Origin of the sequence: Vibrio sp. Vb0304, assembly GCF_033338995.1 — a bacterium.
GTDB classification, from domain to species: domain Bacteria; phylum Pseudomonadota; class Gammaproteobacteria; order Enterobacterales; family Vibrionaceae; genus Vibrio; species Vibrio alginolyticus.
Genome location: NZ_JAWOTT010000004.1, coordinates 229,387 through 246,890 on the forward strand (window position 1 = coordinate 229,387; position 17,504 = coordinate 246,890).

At 44.1% G+C, this 17,504-nt stretch carries 17 protein-coding genes and 1 other RNA gene; 8 read left to right on the forward strand and 10 right to left on the reverse strand.

What is annotated here, in order from left to right; all coding sequences use genetic code 11:
* The first annotated feature begins 356 nt into the window (after positions 1 to 356).
* Positions 357 to 563 carry a DUF1107 domain-containing protein gene (locus R7P35_RS09030; RefSeq protein ID WP_005380970.1) on the forward strand — a complete coding sequence of 69 codons (207 nt, stop codon included), beginning with the start codon at positions 357 to 359 and terminating at the stop codon, positions 561 to 563.
* Between the two features lie 65 nt (positions 564 to 628).
* Here the strand turns inward: R7P35_RS09030 and R7P35_RS09035 are convergent, their stop codons facing one another.
* Genes R7P35_RS09035 through R7P35_RS09045 form a run of 3 tightly spaced genes read right to left on the reverse strand, consistent with a single transcriptional unit; the run spans position 629 to position 3,649 of the window.
* Positions 629 to 1,837 (reverse strand): FAD-dependent 2-octaprenylphenol hydroxylase, encoded by a 1,209-nt coding sequence (locus R7P35_RS09035; RefSeq protein WP_025768841.1) that lies wholly within the window; start codon positions 1,835 to 1,837, stop codon positions 629 to 631.
* A gap of 31 nt (positions 1,838 to 1,868) precedes the next feature.
* Positions 1,869 to 3,047 carry a 2-octaprenyl-6-methoxyphenyl hydroxylase gene (gene ubiH / locus R7P35_RS09040; RefSeq protein ID WP_025768840.1) on the reverse strand — a complete coding sequence of 393 codons (1,179 nt, stop codon included), beginning with the start codon at positions 3,045 to 3,047 and terminating at the stop codon, positions 1,869 to 1,871.
* Positions 3,048 to 3,070: 23 nt separating this feature from the next.
* On the reverse strand, positions 3,071 to 3,649 hold the full coding sequence (locus R7P35_RS09045; RefSeq protein WP_025768839.1) for a YecA family protein: 579 nt from the start codon (positions 3,647 to 3,649) through the stop codon (positions 3,071 to 3,073).
* Positions 3,650 to 3,898: 249 nt separating this feature from the next.
* Here R7P35_RS09045 and R7P35_RS09050 point away from each other — a divergent pair, with 249 nt between their 5' ends.
* The 5 genes from R7P35_RS09050 (at position 3,899) to serA (ending at position 7,222) form a co-directional block, all read left to right on the forward strand.
* On the forward strand, positions 3,899 to 4,207 hold the full coding sequence (locus tag R7P35_RS09050) for a cell division protein ZapA (RefSeq protein ID WP_005384553.1): 309 nt from the start codon (positions 3,899 to 3,901) through the stop codon (positions 4,205 to 4,207).
* An 8-nt stretch (positions 4,208 to 4,215) separates the two neighbouring features.
* Positions 4,216 to 4,400: non-coding RNA, 6S RNA (gene ssrS / locus R7P35_RS09055), on the forward strand.
* A 5-nt stretch (positions 4,401 to 4,405) separates the two neighbouring features.
* Complete coding sequence (locus R7P35_RS09060) at positions 4,406 to 5,005, forward strand: 5-formyltetrahydrofolate cyclo-ligase (protein ID WP_318091997.1); 600 nt, start codon at positions 4,406 to 4,408, stop codon at positions 5,003 to 5,005.
* Positions 5,006 to 5,058: 53 nt separating this feature from the next.
* Positions 5,059 to 5,715 carry a ribose-5-phosphate isomerase RpiA gene (gene rpiA / locus R7P35_RS09065; protein WP_005380982.1) on the forward strand — a complete coding sequence of 219 codons (657 nt, stop codon included), beginning with the start codon at positions 5,059 to 5,061 and terminating at the stop codon, positions 5,713 to 5,715.
* 274 nt (positions 5,716 to 5,989) lie between these two features.
* Positions 5,990 to 7,222, forward strand: coding sequence for a phosphoglycerate dehydrogenase (gene serA, locus R7P35_RS09070; RefSeq protein ID WP_017821632.1), 1,233 nt, complete (start codon positions 5,990 to 5,992; stop codon positions 7,220 to 7,222).
* Between the two features lie 71 nt (positions 7,223 to 7,293).
* Here the strand turns inward: serA and R7P35_RS09075 are convergent, their stop codons facing one another.
* Both R7P35_RS09075 and R7P35_RS09080 read right to left on the reverse strand, forming a co-directional pair.
* Positions 7,294 to 7,986: an oxidative stress defense protein gene (locus tag R7P35_RS09075; RefSeq protein ID WP_258458263.1), complete on the reverse strand. Its 693-nt coding sequence runs from the start codon at positions 7,984 to 7,986 to the stop codon at positions 7,294 to 7,296.
* A 207-nt stretch (positions 7,987 to 8,193) separates the two neighbouring features.
* Positions 8,194 to 9,090: a LysR family transcriptional regulator ArgP gene (locus tag R7P35_RS09080; protein WP_005380990.1), complete on the reverse strand. Its 897-nt coding sequence runs from the start codon at positions 9,088 to 9,090 to the stop codon at positions 8,194 to 8,196.
* A gap of 147 nt (positions 9,091 to 9,237) precedes the next feature.
* On the opposite strand from R7P35_RS09080, the gene R7P35_RS09085 reads away from it, so the two are divergent.
* Both R7P35_RS09085 and R7P35_RS09090 read left to right on the forward strand, forming a co-directional pair.
* Positions 9,238 to 9,867: a LysE/ArgO family amino acid transporter gene (locus tag R7P35_RS09085; RefSeq protein ID WP_213899242.1), complete on the forward strand. Its 630-nt coding sequence runs from the start codon at positions 9,238 to 9,240 to the stop codon at positions 9,865 to 9,867.
* Between the two features lie 26 nt (positions 9,868 to 9,893).
* A complete protein-coding gene (locus R7P35_RS09090; RefSeq protein WP_042521288.1) occupies positions 9,894 to 10,376 on the forward strand; it encodes a YbaK/EbsC family protein in 483 nt (160 codons plus the stop codon).
* Positions 10,377 to 10,423: 47 nt separating this feature from the next.
* Here R7P35_RS09090 and mscS read toward each other — a convergent pair whose 3' ends face one another.
* The 5 genes from mscS to R7P35_RS09115 all read right to left on the reverse strand — a co-directional run bounded on the left by mscS (position 10,424) and on the right by R7P35_RS09115 (position 17,390).
* Complete coding sequence (gene mscS, locus R7P35_RS09095) at positions 10,424 to 11,290, reverse strand: small-conductance mechanosensitive channel MscS (protein WP_005384548.1); 867 nt, start codon at positions 11,288 to 11,290, stop codon at positions 10,424 to 10,426.
* A gap of 425 nt (positions 11,291 to 11,715) precedes the next feature.
* Entirely contained in the window at positions 11,716 to 12,792 is a 1,077-nt protein-coding gene (gene fbaA / locus R7P35_RS09100) for a class II fructose-bisphosphate aldolase (RefSeq protein WP_005380996.1), read from the reverse strand.
* A gap of 154 nt (positions 12,793 to 12,946) precedes the next feature.
* A complete protein-coding gene (locus R7P35_RS09105; RefSeq protein ID WP_005384547.1) occupies positions 12,947 to 14,107 on the reverse strand; it encodes a phosphoglycerate kinase in 1,161 nt (386 codons plus the stop codon).
* 151 nt (positions 14,108 to 14,258) lie between these two features.
* Entirely contained in the window at positions 14,259 to 15,296 is a 1,038-nt protein-coding gene (epd, locus tag R7P35_RS09110; RefSeq protein ID WP_005384545.1) for an erythrose-4-phosphate dehydrogenase, read from the reverse strand.
* 135 nt (positions 15,297 to 15,431) lie between these two features.
* On the reverse strand, positions 15,432 to 17,390 hold the full coding sequence (locus tag R7P35_RS09115) for a ligand-gated channel protein (RefSeq protein ID WP_005380999.1): 1,959 nt from the start codon (positions 17,388 to 17,390) through the stop codon (positions 15,432 to 15,434).
* Between the last annotated feature and the right edge of the window lie 114 nt (positions 17,391 to 17,504).

Sequence of the window (17,504 nt, forward strand, 5' to 3'; positions counted from 1 at the left end):
AACTTTTTCTCTTTCATTTCCTCTAATCGTTAGAACGTAAAGTGTGTTACGCGAAGCACGACCTTAATAGAAACAACTAGCAAACAACCGTTTTCGTTCTATTCTTAATTCTGTAACAAAACTATTGCTTAATGCGTCACGTAAAAAGGAGTGTATTGGCGTAAGGGTTCCTTTAGAGAGGTTATTTTTGGGGTAATCCTCACGCTATTTAAGAGATGACACTGTCAAATTGTCTAAGACAACACAATTCTCTGACGCAACACCCTACATCTGTATTTAATACTATTGCTGTCACAATAATTTTCGCGTCCAGAACGTAGAATACCTAGGCTAGGTTAGATAAAAGGAAAGTAAATATGAGACTGTTTAAGCGCTATACACCAAGTATGATTGCTAAACATATAAGTCGTCTTTTTAAAGGAAGAATTTATATTTACGGGGTCGGTAGATTCGAGTTTGATAACGGTAAGTTAATACTGCCGGAGAAAGCAGAGCAACGCCATTTCCGAGCGGTCAAAGAGATCAATCAAGAAATAATGAAACTCCGATGCGCATATGCTTAGCAAGATGTTGATAAAACAAAGGCTGGATTAACCAGCCTTTTGTGTATTTGAAGTTCGCTTTGCACTTACTGACGCGCTAGATCCGGCAAGTGTCCCTTTAAACCAAGCGCGCGCTTCATGATCTCATCTTTCGCTCCCGGCAGTTGCCCCGCTAAACTTAAGCCAATGCCACGAACGAGCTTCTTAGCTGGGTTCTCGCCAGAGAACAAATCTCGAAACCCTTGCATAGTAGCGATCATCTTTGCCGCTTCCGCTTTTCGCCAACGCTCGTAGCTTCTTAGGTTGCGTTTACTACCGATATCTTGTCCCTGCTTCCAAAGTGCTAACACCTCTTGAGCAAGACTGGCCGCATCTAATAAACCTAAATTCACACCCTGCCCCGCTAATGGATGAATGGTATGAGCTGCATCACCAACCAGCGCGACTCGCTCGACAACAAAATCTCGCGCATAGCGCATTTTCAAAGGAAACGCAGCACGCTCTCCCACTACTTCACATAGACCAAGTCGAGCATCAAACTCACTCGTCAACGCTTTATTGAAATCATGTTCACTCATTGCCACTAACTGCTCTGCTCGATTTGGCTCCGTGGACCAAACAATAGAGCACATATCTGGTTGCGACATTGGCAAAAATGCCAACGGTCCGTGAGGAGTAAATATCTGGCGCGCAATGCTGTTGTGTGGCATGGCAGTTTTGACATTCGCGACCAAAGCATGATGACCATAGTCCCAATGCGTTAATGGAATATCCATTTGATGGCGAAGCCACGAATTCGCCCCATCGGCTCCGACCACTAATTTAGCGGTCATGGCTTGGCCATTATCGAGCGTCAGCCAGCTTTCTTGCTCACCGACCGCGAGAGTCGCGCAACGTGCAGGCATAAACATAGTGACGTTATCGAGCTTTTGGACTTGTTCAAGCAGTGCAAGTTGAATCACACGATTCTCAACAATATGCCCTAAATCAGGTTGTGCCATACTTTGTGCATTAAATTCAATGCTGGCAAAGCTATCTTGTTCCCATACTTCCATGCCATGGTAAGGCGAAGCTCGGCGCTGTTCTATGCCCTGCCAAGCACCAAGTTTACGCAAAATCGTCTCACTAGAGCGGCTCAACGCAGACACACGAACATCGGGTAATTCTTTCAACGAATCATCTGGCACTTTACCTTCAATAATGGCGACACGCAGATCACTGTCTTTGAACGCGGCAGCAAGTGCCAACCCAACCATCCCTCCGCCGATGATGGCGATATCTACACTTTGCATCATTGCTTTTTATTACCTAATTCAGTGCGGCCGTTCATCGTTTTACCAAGCCAAGAGTATGGCGTAGTAGCGGCTGCTTAAAAATAGAAAGGTTATCCATCGCTGCTAAGGCAGTATTTCGGCCAATTCGCATCGCGGGTAAATCATTTGAAAAAACATGCACCAAGGCACTGGTTAGCCAAATAGTTTCGCTTCGATCTGCTTCTCTACGTTGACTAAAGCGCATCAGGCCTTGATAAAGACCCACATCCTCACTTTGCTGCACAATTTCTTCTGCTAGTGAGACTACATCGCGAATACCGAGATTAAAGCCTTGTCCAGCTATCGGGTGCAGCGTTTGCGCCGCATTTCCAACAATCGCAAAGCGATGTGAAATATTTTGCTTTCGATGACGAAGAAGTAATGGGTAACTTGCACGACGCCCCACTTTTTTCATCGCGCCTAAACGCCAACCAAAATCGTTCTGTAAATGCTGGAGAAATGCTTGATCAGATAACTCAAGAACGGCTTGGGCTTCTTCAGGGTGCAAACACCAAACTAAGGACATTCGATTGTCACTCATTGGCAATAAAGCAACAGGGCCATTTTCAGTAAAACGTTCAAAGGCTCTACCTTGATGAGGTTCTTGAGTCACAATATTGGCAATGACAGCCACTTGTTCAAAATCTTGCTCAGAAATTTCTAGACCAATTTTCTGACAACAGGTCGAAACAGCACCATCTGCAGCTACCAACAGTTTTGCTTCAAGTTGCTCACCACTTTTCAACGTCACATGGGTACAGTTTTGCTCGCGCTCGATATCGGTAACGGAGTCAGGACAAAACAGCGTAATTGATTCGCTGCTGTCTAATAATTCTTGATATACACGCCCAACATCGGCTAATTCTACAACATACCCTAGAGCTTCAACCCCAACCTCTTGCTTGGTAATCTCCGTCATCCCAGCATGAGAACGGTCAGAAACGTGGATATGTTCAATGGGGGTGACAAACGGTTCTACTGACGTCCAGAGCTGTAGTTGACGCAACAGATTGACAGTACCGTAAGACAATGCGATTGAGCGAGAGTCAAAACCAGGATGCATATCTGATTGTGCTTTAAAAGGCTCAACGACTGCAATGCGGAGCTTTCCCTGAGACAAATGGTCAATCGCCAATGCTAACGTTGCACCAGCCATGGCACCACCAGCAATGACTACATCATATTGCTTCATACTAACCTCTGGACAGTCTACGATTAGTGAATAGTAGGTTTTTTGTCGCTGCTTTCAGGACGAACACCAAATTCAGCATGAATCGTTAGTACGCAAGCTTTGATGTGCTCAATCACTTGCTCTAGCAATTGCGCTTGTTCACCAAGATCGTCATCTTCATCGATGCCTAATTTGGCAATCTCTTCTAAGTCAGCCAGTGCTTCTTTAGCGTCATCAGATGCTTTATTAAGAGCAACGCCTGCTAGACCTAGCCCAGAAATAAAGTGGTTTACAAAGTCGGACACACTGTCGGCTAATACGAATAAGCCTTCTTCGCCCGGCTCATCTGGCAATAATAAAGACAGCTCCATCGACGTGCCAGTTAGTTCATTGACAGTAACAGTGAATACGCTTTGAGCAAAAGCTAGCGCGGTAGAAGGCCAACCCATACCATCATTGGTGTAGTCAAACAGAATAGGCTGCCAAGTTTGATCATTGATCGCCAATCCACCACTTAACATGCCGACAAATAAGCCATGTAATTCCGCAGGTGTTACTGCTAGGCTTGCAGATTGCAGTTCAGCAGCAATAGATTGGTATTCAGGAAGGGTGATTTCACTCATAACTTGGCTCATTCTTGCGTAATAATGTATTGGTATATCCTACCATCAAGGTTAGTGGTCTGAAACGGCTATCAAATTCAATTTTGGACAGCATTTGTTCAATTTGCCCAATTCCTGTGTGATCTCGTCATCATTTCTCTTTCTGTGATGGGAAATGCTTGAATCTTAATAGCGGTTTTCCTATAGTTTGCTCCTCGGTAGTTGTATGAAGCAACACCTTAGATAGCGCGAATATAGAGTTTATTCATCATGAGCAATCAAGCGATCGACGTTGAAATATTAGGCAAACTTACACGAGTGAATTGTCCGACAGGACAAGAAGAGTCTCTTGTTGCAGCGGCAAAAGATCTGGATCGCCGATTGAAAGAAATGAGCGAACGTACTAAGGTAACCAATGAAATCCAACTGCTGACCTTTGCTGCATTGAATATTTGCTATGAGTTGCACACCAAGTCATACGAATCCAATGGTCAACAGCAAGAAATTACTGAGCGAATGGAAAAGCTCACCGCGTCTTTAGAGAACGCACTAAGCAAAGTTACGCAAGGACAGCAGTAAATACAAAATTTACCCTGGGGTGTGCGTCAGCAGGATTTAAGTCCCTGAGCCGATAAGCAATACCTAAGGGTTAGTATTTGGTAACTATTGAGCAAGCTCGGCATGCACCGAGAAGCCTACGGTTGTCATTGCTGATCCGCCTTGAACCAGCTGGTTCAAGGGCCACAATCCTCAACGGCACCCTGGGGTATTCTCTCTATGTCAGACCTCTCTCGACAAGACTTCCGCAAACTGATTCGTGAAAAGCGCAACGCTCTGTGCAGTGATACACAATACCAAGCGGGAATCGACCTTATTACTCAATTTTCCCAACTTCCTGAAATCGAGCAGGCGCAACATATTGCCACCTACCTTTCTGCAGACGGTGAGCTTGATACTAAACCGCTCATTGAATGGTTATGGCAACAGGGAAAATCGGTTTATCTGCCCGTCATCCATCCCTTTTCTAAAGGTCAGTTACTGTTTCTTCAGTATATAAGTGATGAACAGCTCGTCTACAACAAGTACGGCATCTTAGAGCCCAAGCTCGATATCAGACACCTCAAACCCGTTCGCCAGCTTGATTTAATCTGCACGCCTTTAGTTGGGTTCGACAGCATCGGACACCGCTTAGGCATGGGCGGAGGGTACTACGATCGTACTCTGTCACGTTGGTTTATAACTGGAGAGGGTGCTAAACCTGTCGGTATCGCTCATGACTGCCAACATGTAGAACGCTTACCAATTGAAAGCTGGGACATTCCATTGCCTAAGATCGTGACCCCAAGCCAAATATGGCAATGGGAAAGTGACAAGTAAGCCGCTATAATCACGCCCGCAAACGTTAACGAACATCTATTCAGGAGATTGGCATGACTCAAGATGAAATGAAAAAAGCGGCTGGTTGGGCAGCACTAAAATATGTTGAGAAAGGCAGCATTGTCGGTGTTGGTACTGGCTCTACCGTGAATCACTTCATCGATGCACTAGGCACTATCAAAGATGATATTAAAGGTGCAGTGTCTAGCTCTGTCGCTTCAACTGAGCGCCTTAAAGAGCTTGGTATTGAAGTATACGAGTGTAACGATGTAATGAAGCTGGATGTGTATGTTGATGGCGCAGATGAGATCAACCCAGCACGTGAAATGATCAAAGGCGGCGGCGCGGCTCTGACTCGTGAGAAAATTGTCGCAGCAATCTCTGATAAGTTCGTATGTATCGTTGACGGCACTAAAGCAGTTGACGTACTTGGCCAGTTCCCATTGCCTGTTGAAGTAATCCCAATGGCACGCTCTTACGTGGCTCGTGAATTGGTAAAACTAGGTGGTGATCCAGCTTACCGTGAAGGCGTTGTGACTGACAACGGCAACGTGATTCTGGATGTGCACAATATGCAAATTACCAACCCGAAAGAAATGGAAGACAAAATAAACGGCATCGCTGGTGTGGTGACTGTGGGTCTTTTCGCTCATCGTGGTGCAGACGTAGTGATCACTGGCACACCAGAAGGTGCAAAAATTGAAGAATAAATAACAGCCCAAAATGAACCTATCTGGTTCACTTTTCTGTTATTTCATTACATACGGTGCTGAAAGGCACCGTTTTTTATTCCTTTCTATAAGAAAATTATCTCTTATTCCGTAATTTTCTTACCCAAAGCAATTTTTTTTTGTTACTTTATTGAACAGAAGACGCACAGGGAAACGTTTGTCTTCCTACAAAACTGTTAATTATCCCCTTTTTAATAGTTTTGTCCAATGTGCGCCACATTAGCCCACCTTTCCATTTTAAGGACGAGAAAAAATGGCCAAAGTTTCACTGGAAAAAGAAAAGATTAAGATCCTCTTGTTAGAGGGACTCCACCCTTCTTCAGTTGAAGTTCTTCAAGCAGCTGGTTATACCAACATTGAATACCATAAAGGTTCCCTTCCGGAAGAAGAACTAATTGAAGCGGTAAAAGACGTGCACTTCATTGGTATCCGCTCCCGTACGAACCTATCCGAAGAGGTAATCAATGCGGCGAACAAGCTGGTTGCAATTGGCTGTTTTTGTATTGGTACTAACCAAGTAAACCTAGATGCAGCAGCAAAACGCGGTATTCCTGTCTTTAATGCACCATTCTCTAACACTCGAAGCGTGGCAGAGCTTGTACTTGGGCAAATCCTTTTACTAGTGCGTGGTATTCCTGAAAAGAATGCACTTGCACATCGCGGTATTTGGAAGAAAAGTGCAGACAACTCTTACGAAGCTCGTGGTAAGTGCCTTGGCATTATCGGATACGGTCACATTGGTACGCAGCTTGGTATTATTGCCGAAAACTTAGGTATGCGCGTTTACTACTACGATATTGAGAACAAACTGTCCCTTGGTAATGCGACGCAAGTACATACCATGAGTGAACTATTGAACAAATGTGATGTGATTTCTTTGCACGTTCCCGAAACACCGGAAACGAAAAACATGATGGGTGAAGCTGAATTTGCTCGAATGAAACCAGGTTCCATCTTTATCAACGCGGCACGTGGCACCGTTGTGGATATTCCTGCACTTTGCCATAGCTTAGAAGCTGGTCACCTTGCCGGCGCTGCAATTGATGTATTCCCAACTGAACCAAAAACAAATGCTGACCCGTTCGAGTCTCCTTTACAAAAATTCGATAACGTCATTCTCACTCCACACGTTGGTGGTTCAACGCAAGAAGCACAAGAGAATATCGGCTTAGAAGTGGCGGGCAAACTGGCTAAGTACTCTGATAACGGATCGACACTTTCAAGCGTAAACTTCCCTGAAGTGTCATTGCCAGAACACAGTGGTGAGTGCTCTCGTCTGCTTCATATCCACAAGAACCGTCCTGGTATCCTAACTCAGATCAACACCATCTTTGCTGAAGAAGGCATTAACATTGCCGCGCAGTACCTACAAACAGCCGCTGAAATAGGCTACGTAGTGATCGACGTTGAAACTGAACGAGCAGAAGAAGCTCTAACAAAGCTCAAAAACATTGAAGGCACAATCCGTGCTCGTATCCTTCACTAAACAGTGAAACAGAAACGACAAAGGCAGGGGTTATGACTCCCTGCCTTTTGCTTTTTACTGTTTGCTAAGCCTTACTTTAGCTTATAAATGACATCGACTTGATCGCGAATGATCATAGTTGAATCTTGGTAGCTATTCGCTCCTTCTTTACTATCCATCGCCATTGAACGCATTAACACAGGCTGAACGTGCATCTGTCTGTAATTGATCTGCCATACATCGCCCAACTTTTTCTCAAAACCAGTCGCTAATGACCCTGCTTTTTCTCTTGCGTCCTTAATCGCAGCCATTCGTGCCTTTTGCTGATACTCGACTTGGTTGCTTACCTTAAGTTGAATATTATCAACCTGATTAATTCCCGCTTCTAACGCCATATCTAGGTATTGGTTAAGGTTTTTCAGATCCGTCACCGTGACATCAATACTGCGAGATGCTCGATACCCAACAAGTTCTGCTTTTCCTGATTTAGGGTAATGGTACTGAGGAGCAAGGTATAAATTCGAGCTAGTAATATTGTCTTTTGACAAGCTGGCATCCGACAAGCTTTTTAGAAACTCTTCAACGGTTTTATCTACGGACAATTTCGCTTGTTCGGCCGTCATTGTCGTATCGACTACTTTTACAGAAAACGTAGCCATATCAGGTGTGGCCGTCACTTCGCCATACCCCGTTGTCGTAACATGAGCAAACTCTGGCGTATTCGCCAAAACTGAAGCACTGGTAAGGCTGAGTGCTGAAGCCAGCAAAAATGAATACAATTTCATTCAATAAATCCATCCATACAAAATTAAGTACTTAATCTCAGATTCCAACATCACTATCATGGCTGAGAAAGCGTGTGGTTTCATAATAGAAACTTCCGCCGATTATCCAAGCACCCATAGTGACTTCTAACACAACTTTGACTATGTAACATTGGCGTAATTTTTAAACAAAACACACTAAGTTAACGATATGCAGCTCTGACAAACTTATTGAGGTAGATGCTGCTGCGCATACCCCACTATTGCGTGTGAGATTTCTTGTAATACCCCAGTTTCTAACTGCCAGTGGTGCCAATAAATCCGATGGGACATTAAAAAACCTGGAGTCACATCAACCAACACACCTCTGTCTAATTCGTCGGTAATTTGCAAGCGGGGGATCAAGCAATAAGCAACACCAGCTAACGCCACTTTTAGAAACGCTTCAGAACTACTGATGTTGTGATGAATAACGCTGTCAGGATTGACGTTAAAATGCTCGGTAAGAAATGTTTTATGTAGATCATCATATTGGTCATATGAAACGGCCGGTGCTTTTGCCAATGTCTGATTATTTACGCCTTTAGAAAAATAACGCTGATAGAACTCTGGGCTCGCGACACAAACATAATCGATGCGACCTAAATAGTCTGCTCTGCATCCGGGGATTGGCTGGGACTCCAAGCTGATCGCTCCTGTCACTTCGCCACTTTTGAGTTTTTCAATAGAGCGGTATTCACCATAGATAGTCAGTTTTAGTTCAACTTGACGCTGCTTCATAACATTTTGCAGCGCTGGCAGTAGCCATGTTGCAAGGCTATCTGCATTAGTCGCTAAAGAGAGTTGCACAGGTCGCGTACTGGTATCATTCTTTAGTTCGGGGAGAATTTCATGCTCTAGCAAGCGTACTCGCCGATAAAGACCCAACAATTTTTTACCAATTGGCGTTGGCTTAGGTGGCTGGCTTCGAATTAAAACAGGCTGCGCGAGAAACTTCTCTAACTGCTTGATACGTTGAGAAATGGCGGATTGAGAAACAAATAAATGCTCAGCAGCACGCTCAAAGCTACCCTGATAAACTATAGCGTCTAATGCCTCAATCCATTTGTAATCTAACCCTCGCATACCTTCCCTCTCACTCCAGATCAAACGCCTCCCGTTAAATTAGTCTATCTAATGTAAGATTAAAATCATTAATTACACTTATTTAGATAAACACTTTATCTTTCCCCTTTCTGTAAATGTATTTGTTATTTTGAAGTGAGGTGAAGTGTGAGCTTGTGGGTTCTATTGCAAGGTTTTGGTTTAGGAGCATCAATGATCATTCCGATCGGGGCGCAAAATGCGTATGTTTTGAATCAAGGCATAAAGCGTAACCACCACCTAACAACCGCCACTATTTGTAGCGTGCTAGATATGATTTTCATCTCTCTAGGTATCTTTGGTGGTGGTGCAATTCTGTCTCAAAATGAAATCTTACTGACGTCGGTGACACTTGGTGGTATTGCTTTCTTGAGCTTCTATGGACTGCTCTCGCTAAAAAGTGCTTTTAAGCCAGAGAGTGAATCGGAATCAAAAGGGGAGATCGTAGCTCGAGGTCGTCGAACGGTTATTCTAGGTGCGTTAGCTGTCACTGTGCTTAATCCGCACTTATATTTAGATACAGTCGTTATTCTAGGTTCGATCGGTGGACAATTTGAAGGCCATGATCGCATTGCTTTTGCACTAGGTACGATTATGGCTTCCTTTGTTTGGTTCTACACTTTATCGATAGGAGCAGCCAAACTAGGTCCAACACTCTCTCAACCAAAAGTGAAAAAAAACATCGACATTGCAATCGCAATGATGATGTTCACAATAGCGTATATCTTAGCGAGTGAGCTTATTGATAAGTATTGGTAATCACCAGGTAGTAAGGCAGCAAAGACATGGAGTCACTAAAACATATTTATAACAACAATAGAGAGCGATTCAACGCGCTCTCTATTCCTTTTCGGGAATGGCAGCACGAAGCCATCTTAGACTTTGAGACAGATATACGCATTGCGAGAGAGCTTGGTTGGACGGGTACGCATACCAAAAGCCTCTTTTTAACACTCAAAGGACAAGGTTACGCGGTTTATCTGACAGATAAGGACTCGCGCCTCGATGCCAAGCAGATTAAAGCGATTACAGGTAAACGTCCCTCTATTTGTAATGATGATGAAATGGTCGAAGTGTTAGGTTGCGTACCCGGCGCGGTTTGCCCAATAGGCTTACCGGAATACATCACTATCATTGTTGATACCAATCTCTATCAACATCAAGAGTTGCTCTATACGCCTGGCTTACCTGAGTTCACATTTGGATTTGCAGGTAAACATCTAAAACGCCTCTTACTTGCTGGTCATCACACCCTTTACGAAATATAAAAAAGCGAGGCCTATTGGCCTCGCTTTTGAATATCGACTGCTTTTGATTAAGCGTCGACTTTGTTCAGGTGAACATCCATTTGTGGGAATGGAATCTCGATACCATTTTCATCCAATGCTTCTTTAATACCTTGCATTGCATCAAAGTATACGCCCCAGTAATCTGCAGTTTTCACCCATGGACGAACCACAAAGTTAACTGAAGAGTCTGCTAACGTAAGTACACCAATTGTGATATCTGGGTCTTTCAAGATACGTGGATCTTTCTCTAGCGTCTCACGAATCACTTTCTTCGTTAGTTTAAGGTCTGCTTTGTATGAAACACCAATCACTAGGTCGACACGTCGTGTCGCATGGCGAGAGTAGTTAGTAATGGCACCGCCGATAACTGAAGAGTTAGGCACAACAACCATTTTGTTGTCTGGTGTTTTTAGAACGGTTTGGAAGATTTGAATTGCTTCAACACTACCCGCTACACCACCGATTTCTACGTAGTCGCCTGATTTGAATGGACGGAACGCAACAATAAGTACGCCTGCTGCAAAGTTTGATAGTGAACCTTGTAGTGCAAGACCAACAGCAAGACCTGCCGCACCAATCACAGCAACAACAGAAGCGGTTTGAACTCCTAATCGACCAAGAGCCGCGATTAGCACGATTACAAATAGCAAGTAACGAACAAGACCGTGAATAAATTCAACGACGGCCTTATCCATGTTTTTCTTTTCTAGTACTTTAGAAACACTACCAGCGACTGCCTTAACGATAAGATTACCGATAAACAGAATAAGCACCGCAGAGATAATGTTCACACCGTACTGAACCAGTAGATCTGAATTGTTTGTCAGCCAAGTTTCAGCCTGAGTTAGACCATCCGTTAAAGTGGTATCGATACCCACCGATTCACCTGCCATAATTCTTATCCTCAAAAATAAAGAGATATAAATCCAATTGCCGTTAATTTATGAACCTTGTTTTTTAAAGGCTCTTTTCTAAAACAACATCCCTATTGCTCCACTGAACAGTGTCAGATTTTTGGCACAATATCCCAACTCTGACTTTTTTCAAAGTCAGAGTTTCGCAAAGATATGCAAAACAAGACTTTATCAGAGCTTTCTGACACTGACTTGTTACAGGTTACGCAATGCACTCTGATTTCGCCACTCTTAAGACTGATATTCCCATGTTTTCTTTAAAAAAAACGTTAAAGGTGAGATATCTCACTAGCAAATACAACCTAACGCATAAAAATATCGGGAGAAAGCAGAGGGGAAGAAAATGATAGACATAAAAAAACCCGCTCAAAGAGCGGGTTTTTAAGTAACTTAATCAGTAACGATTATAGTACGTCAACTGCGTTAAGGTCAGCAAATGCTTGCTCTAGACGAGTAACCATTGAAGCTTGGCCTGCACGTAGCCATACGCGTGGATCGTAGTACTTCTTGTTTGGTGCATCTTCACCAGTTGGGTTACCGATCTGGCCTTGTAGGTAATCGTGGTTTTCAGCTTCGAACTTACGGATACCATCCCAAGTAGCCCACTGTGTATCAGTATCGATGTTCATTTTGATTACACCGTAGCCGATAGATTCACGAATTTCTTCTAGAGAAGAACCTGAACCGCCGTGGAATACGAAGTTTAGAGAGTTCGCTGGAAGACCGAATTTCTCAGAAACGTGCGCTTGAGAATCACGTAGGATAGTTGGAGTTAGTACAACGTTACCTGGCTTGTATACGCCGTGTACGTTACCGAAAGATGCTGCGATAGTGAAACGGTGGCTGATTGCGCTTAGTTTCTCGTATGCGTATGCAACGTCTTCTGGAGAAGTGTATAGCTCAGACGCATCCATATCAGAGTTGTCAACGCCGTCTTCTTCACCACCAGTACAACCTAGTTCGATTTCTAGAGTCATGTTCATTTTAGCCATGCGCTCTAGGTACTTAGCAGAAATTTCGATGTTCTCTTCTAGAGACTCTTCAGAAAGGTCGATCATGTGAGAAGAGAATAGTGGCTTACCAGTTTGCGCGAAGTACTCTTCACCAGCGTCTAGTAGACCGTCGATCCAAGGAAGTAGTTTCTTAGCTGCGTGGTCAGTGTGTAGGATTACTGGAACACCGTAAGCTTCAGCTACAGCGTGAACGTATTTCGCACCAGCAACAGCACCTAGGATTTGAGCTTCTTGACCTTCAAGTTTTAGACCTTTACCAGCAAAGAAAGCAGCGCCACCGTTAGAGAACTGAACGATAACTGGAGCTTTAACTTTTGCAGCTGCTTCAAGTACTGCGTTTACAGAGTCAGTACCCACACAGTTTACTGCTGGAAGTGCAAAGCTGTTTTCTTTTGCAACTTCAAATACTTTCTGAACGTCATCGCCAGAGATAACACCTGGTTTTACGAAGTCGAAGATCTTAGACATGGATGTAATCCTATTTATCTGTCGTTTTTAAACAAAACTTGTTAAGTTGAAAATCTTGCAAACGTTTGCTCACAACTGAGGCTATTCTAGCAGAGTTCCTCACACGTTGCAGCAAACAAGAAAGCGGGAGAATCACTCCCCCGCTTTGCTTTAATTACTTAGCGCGTGCTTCTAGCATTTCTACTGCTGGAAGAACTTTACCTTCTACGAACTCAAGGAAAGCGCCACCGCCAGTAGAGATGTAAGATACATCCGCTTTGATACCGAACTTGTCGATAGCTGCTAGCGTGTCACCACCGCCTGCAACAGAGAAGCCTTCAGAAGCTGCGATAGCTTCAGAGATACCTTTAGTACCTGCTTCGAAGTTCTTGAATTCGAATACGCCTACTGGACCATTCCATAGGATAGTCTTAGCGTTTTTAAGGATTTCAGCTAGTTCAGCTGTTGAATCTGGACCAAGGTCGAAGATCATGTCGTCGTCTTGTACTTCAGAAACGTGCTTAATTTCAGCTTCTGCGTTCTCGTCGAATGCTTTCGCACATGCAACGTCAGTTGCTACTGGAATTGCACACTCGTCCATTAGCTTCTTAGCTGTTTCAACTAGGTCTGCTTCGTATAGAGACTTACCAACGTTGTGGCCAGCAGCTGCGATGAATGTGTTAGCAATACCACCACCAACAACGAGTTGGTCAGCGATTTTAGATAGAGACTCAAGAACCGTTAGCTTAGTAGAAACTTTTGAACCACCTACGATAGCAACCATTGGACGAGCTGGCTTGTCCATTGCTTTGCCTAGCGCTTCTAGTTCGTTCGCTAGTAGAGGACCAGCACATGCTACGTCTGCGTGCATACCAACGCCGTGAGTAGATGCTTGAGCACGGTGAGCCGTACCGAATGCGTCCATTACGAATACGTCACATAGTGCTGCGTATTTCTTAGATAGCTCTTCGTCGTTTTTCTTTTCGCCTTTGTTGAAGCGAACGTTTTCAAGAACAACAAGTTCACCCGCATTTAGCTCTAGGCCATCTAGGTAGTCTTTTGCTAGCTTCACTTCGCAATCTAGTGCGTCGTTTAGGTAGTTAACAACTGGTTGTAGAGAGAACTCTTCAGCGTATTCACCTTCAGTTGGGCGACCTAGGTGAGACGTAACCATTACTTTAGCGCCTGCTTCTAGGCAGTGCTTAATAGTTGGAAGAGATGCGATGATACGTGCATCCGAAGTTACTTTACCGTCTTTTACTGGCACGTTTAGGTCAGCACGGATAAATACACGTTTACCTGCAAGATCCAGGTCAGTCATCTTGATTACAGACATGATGTGTCCTCTCAAATATTTAATAATTAAAGTTTTTGAAAACTCGGCAACCCTGCCAAGCCTGTTAATTCTTCAAACTGGTTATAGATATGGAGATATTATGGATTTATTTCAAGGCTTGAAATAAAAATTCTCCATCACTTCTTCGTCATTACTGTTCCACTTGCGAAGAAGCTTGCATTGCTAAGGCAGTATCCAGCATCCGGTTAGCAAAGCCCCATTCGTTGTCGCACCAAACGAGCATTTTTACGAGTTGCCCGTTACTCACTCTAGTCTGGCTTCCATCCACAATCGCACTATGGGGGTCGTGGTTAAAGTCGATGGAAACGAGTGGCGATTCAGTATAGTCAACAATGTTACGTAATGTACACTGAGATGCGTTAACAATGGTTTGATTTACGTCATTAACTTTCACATTTGTACTAATTGTGACACTTAAATCCATTGCAGTGACGTTAACCGTTGGAACACGAACAGAAATTGCTTCGAATTTGTTGGAAAATTTCGGGAAGATTCTTTCAATCCCCTTATGCAACTTAGTGTCCACCGGAATAATAGATTGGCTTGCAGCGCGGGTACGGCGTAAGTCGTTATGATACGCATCAATTACTTGTTGATCGTTCATGGACGAATGAATTGTGGTAATGGTGCCAGACTCTATGCCGAAGGCTTCGTCTAATACTTTAATGATGGGAACGATACAGTTGGTGGTGCAAGAGCCATTGGAGACAACACGGTGCTCGTCTTTCAGAGTTTCGTGGTTCACGCCATAGATAATCGTATTATCTAGGTCGTTTGCGCCCGGGTGCGAAAACAGTACTTTCTTAGCGCCAGCTTCTATATGCGCTTGCCCATCCGCTTGCGAACCAAATACGCCAGTGCAATCCAAGACGATATCAACTTCTAAATCACGCCAAGGAAGTAATTCGATTTCGGAGAGATGGAGAATGCGAATGGAATCATATTCACCGCTGTCATGATGAACATGCAAATGTTCTTGGTCATGGGAAATTTTTTTACCAAAGCGACCATGACTGGTGTCATATTGCAGTAGGTGTGCCATCGCCTCTGGCTGTGCTAGTTCGTTTACCGCCACAACCTTGATCTGCTGGTGTTTTCCGCTTTCATACACCGCTCGCAGAACATTACGACCTATACGTCCAAATCCATTGATCGCAACCTTTAGCATTTATCCTTCGCCCTACCAAAAATTTCGTGTCACAGATACTACCTGATCAGGCTGACAAACGCACCTGTTGAATCACAGTAAAGCAGGATTAAAAAAGGTCGAGACTATGCTCGACCTTATTACAACGATAGATAATTAAAATGCGACGTCTAAACCTAACCAGTAGCGACGACCATCTTCAATATATCCGTATTCTTCGTAACTGATTTCCTCGTCCAGCAAGTTATAGATAGCGCCTTTAATACGAGTATTGTCGGTTAACTGGTATGTCACACCGGCGTCCACAAAGGTATAAGCTGGTTCTACGATACTGTTTCTTGATGGGCCAGTAACCGGATCCATTTCTTTACCTCGGTACGTGACTTTCGCCCAGCTCTCTAGATCCGTTGTCGTTTGCCAAGTCACATCCACATTAAACAGATGCTTTGGTAACTGCTGCAGCGGCATGCCTTTGTATTCACCTGTTTTTTGCTCTGAGTCGGTAAATGTGTAGCTCGAGCTAAGGTAAATGGTTTCCGTTAACGGCGATGCTAAGGTCGCTTCAATACCTTGTGTGACGGCTTCATCCACGTTAATACGGTACGTTGGATCTGCTCCCCATTGGTTTGGACCATCAGTACAGATAGTGTCTGGACAAACAACACGTGTGATCTTGTCTTTGAATTCGTTATGGAACGCTGTCAAAGAGACATCTAAGCCAGAATCACCTTGATACAAGACGCTGATTTCTTTGTTTAGCGACGTTTCAGGGTCAAGATCTGGGTTACCGTAGATATTACCGCCACCACTGACTTGCGCCCAGCCAGGAGTAATTTCACGTAATTGTGGAGAACGGAAACCTGTTGCCACACCGCCTTTCACCGTCCAAGACGGATCAACTCGCCATACACCGTAAACACGTGGACTAAAGTGCGCGCCATAGTTTTCGTCATGATCTAGACGACCACCAAGCGTAACGCTAAACGGATCAGCTATTCTCCATTCATCTTCAATGAAAACAGCCCACTGCGTATTCGATGTTTCAGTCTTCGATGACGCTTTGTTGGAGGTGAAATCCTCAAGCTCTGCATGAGTGGCGTCCACACCCGTCGTCAACGTATGGTTTCCGATACCAGTCACCAAGCTCGATTTGAACGTGGTGTTGGTGATCGTCATCTCACGAGATTTGTTCTCGCTCTCTTCTCGCTGTAAGTAAGTATCTGAAATGCCAATCGAATCCCAATCACCGTTGTGGCTTACCGTTACGTAATTACGACGATATTCATTCAGTGAATCTTCACACCCTCCACGACACCCAGTGGTCGGCACTGAAAGGCCCACATTGCCACGACGACTTTGTGCCGACGTGCCTCCTTCTAATTGTACCGAGTGGCGCTCATTAATCTGGTAAGTCAGTTTTGAAGAGATACTCTGCATATCTTTATCTTCATAACCGTATTCGATGTCATCTTCTTCTCTGGTTGTGTACTGACCATATACTTGGAGAGATAAATTTTCAGCCAACGGACCATTAACGAAAAAGTTCGCGCTCTGCTCTCCACCTGAGCGGCTATTCTCTTGTAGTACCGTGCCCAGTTGAACATTACCCGTCCACTCTAACGCATCTTTTCGTGTGATGACGTTAATCACACCACCAATCGCATCAGAACCGTAAAGCGTCGACATTGGGCCGCGAATAACTTCGATTCGCTCAATCGCTTGAAGAGGAGGTAACCAACCTTGTTCGATACCTGGGCCGTCACTATTTGGACGAGTTTCACGCGTGCTTTGACGTTTACCATCGACCAGTATCAAAGTGTATTTAGAACCCATACCACGGATACTAATGTCGGTAGTATCACCACCACCTGTCACGACAACACCTGGCACACTTTTTAGTGCATCAGTCACATCGCGGTAATAACGGGAGTCCAACTCCTCACGTGAAATCACACTAATACTTGCAGGCGCGTCCGCTTGAGATTGCTCGTAGCTTGATGCAGTTACAACCACTGTTTCCATTTTAGAAACTGCATCATTGGCAAAAACATGAGGGACACTGACGAAGGCTAAAATACCAGTTGCGGTAATAACTGGCAGTCTAAGAGTAGACATCTACATCTCCATAATTGATAATGATTATTATTTTCGAAAGTGAATTATTCACAAATAGAATGAGATGCATAGTGAGAGTTATGGAACGGTTCTTTCCATTTATGGAACTCGTAC

Coding starts and splice junctions, on each gene's coding strand:
- R7P35_RS09050 (WP_005384553.1), top strand. CDS start 3,899: ATGAGCAATCAAGCGATCGACGTTGAAATATTAGGCAAACTTACACGA.
- rpiA (WP_005380982.1), top strand. CDS start 5,059: ATGACTCAAGATGAAATGAAAAAAGCGGCTGGTTGGGCAGCACTAAAA.
- ubiH (WP_025768840.1), bottom strand. CDS start 3,047: ATGAAGCAATATGATGTAGTCATTGCTGGTGGTGCCATGGCTGGTGCA.
- R7P35_RS09090 (WP_042521288.1), top strand. CDS start 9,894: ATGGAGTCACTAAAACATATTTATAACAACAATAGAGAGCGATTCAAC.
- R7P35_RS09105 (WP_005384547.1), bottom strand. CDS start 14,107: ATGTCTGTAATCAAGATGACTGACCTGGATCTTGCAGGTAAACGTGTA.
- epd (WP_005384545.1), bottom strand. CDS start 15,296: ATGCTAAAGGTTGCGATCAATGGATTTGGACGTATAGGTCGTAATGTT.
- mscS (WP_005384548.1), bottom strand. CDS start 11,290: ATGGCAGGTGAATCGGTGGGTATCGATACCACTTTAACGGATGGTCTA.
- serA (WP_017821632.1), top strand. CDS start 5,990: ATGGCCAAAGTTTCACTGGAAAAAGAAAAGATTAAGATCCTCTTGTTA.
- R7P35_RS09035 (WP_025768841.1), bottom strand. CDS start 1,837: ATGATGCAAAGTGTAGATATCGCCATCATCGGCGGAGGGATGGTTGGG.
- R7P35_RS09045 (WP_025768839.1), bottom strand. CDS start 3,649: ATGAGTGAAATCACCCTTCCTGAATACCAATCTATTGCTGCTGAACTG.
- R7P35_RS09115 (WP_005380999.1), bottom strand. CDS start 17,390: ATGTCTACTCTTAGACTGCCAGTTATTACCGCAACTGGTATTTTAGCC.
- fbaA (WP_005380996.1), bottom strand. CDS start 12,792: ATGTCTAAGATCTTCGACTTCGTAAAACCAGGTGTTATCTCTGGCGAT.
- R7P35_RS09080 (WP_005380990.1), bottom strand. CDS start 9,090: ATGCGAGGGTTAGATTACAAATGGATTGAGGCATTAGACGCTATAGTT.
- R7P35_RS09075 (WP_258458263.1), bottom strand. CDS start 7,986: ATGAAATTGTATTCATTTTTGCTGGCTTCAGCACTCAGCCTTACCAGT.
- R7P35_RS09060 (WP_318091997.1), top strand. CDS start 4,406: ATGTCAGACCTCTCTCGACAAGACTTCCGCAAACTGATTCGTGAAAAG.
- R7P35_RS09030 (WP_005380970.1), top strand. CDS start 357: ATGAGACTGTTTAAGCGCTATACACCAAGTATGATTGCTAAACATATA.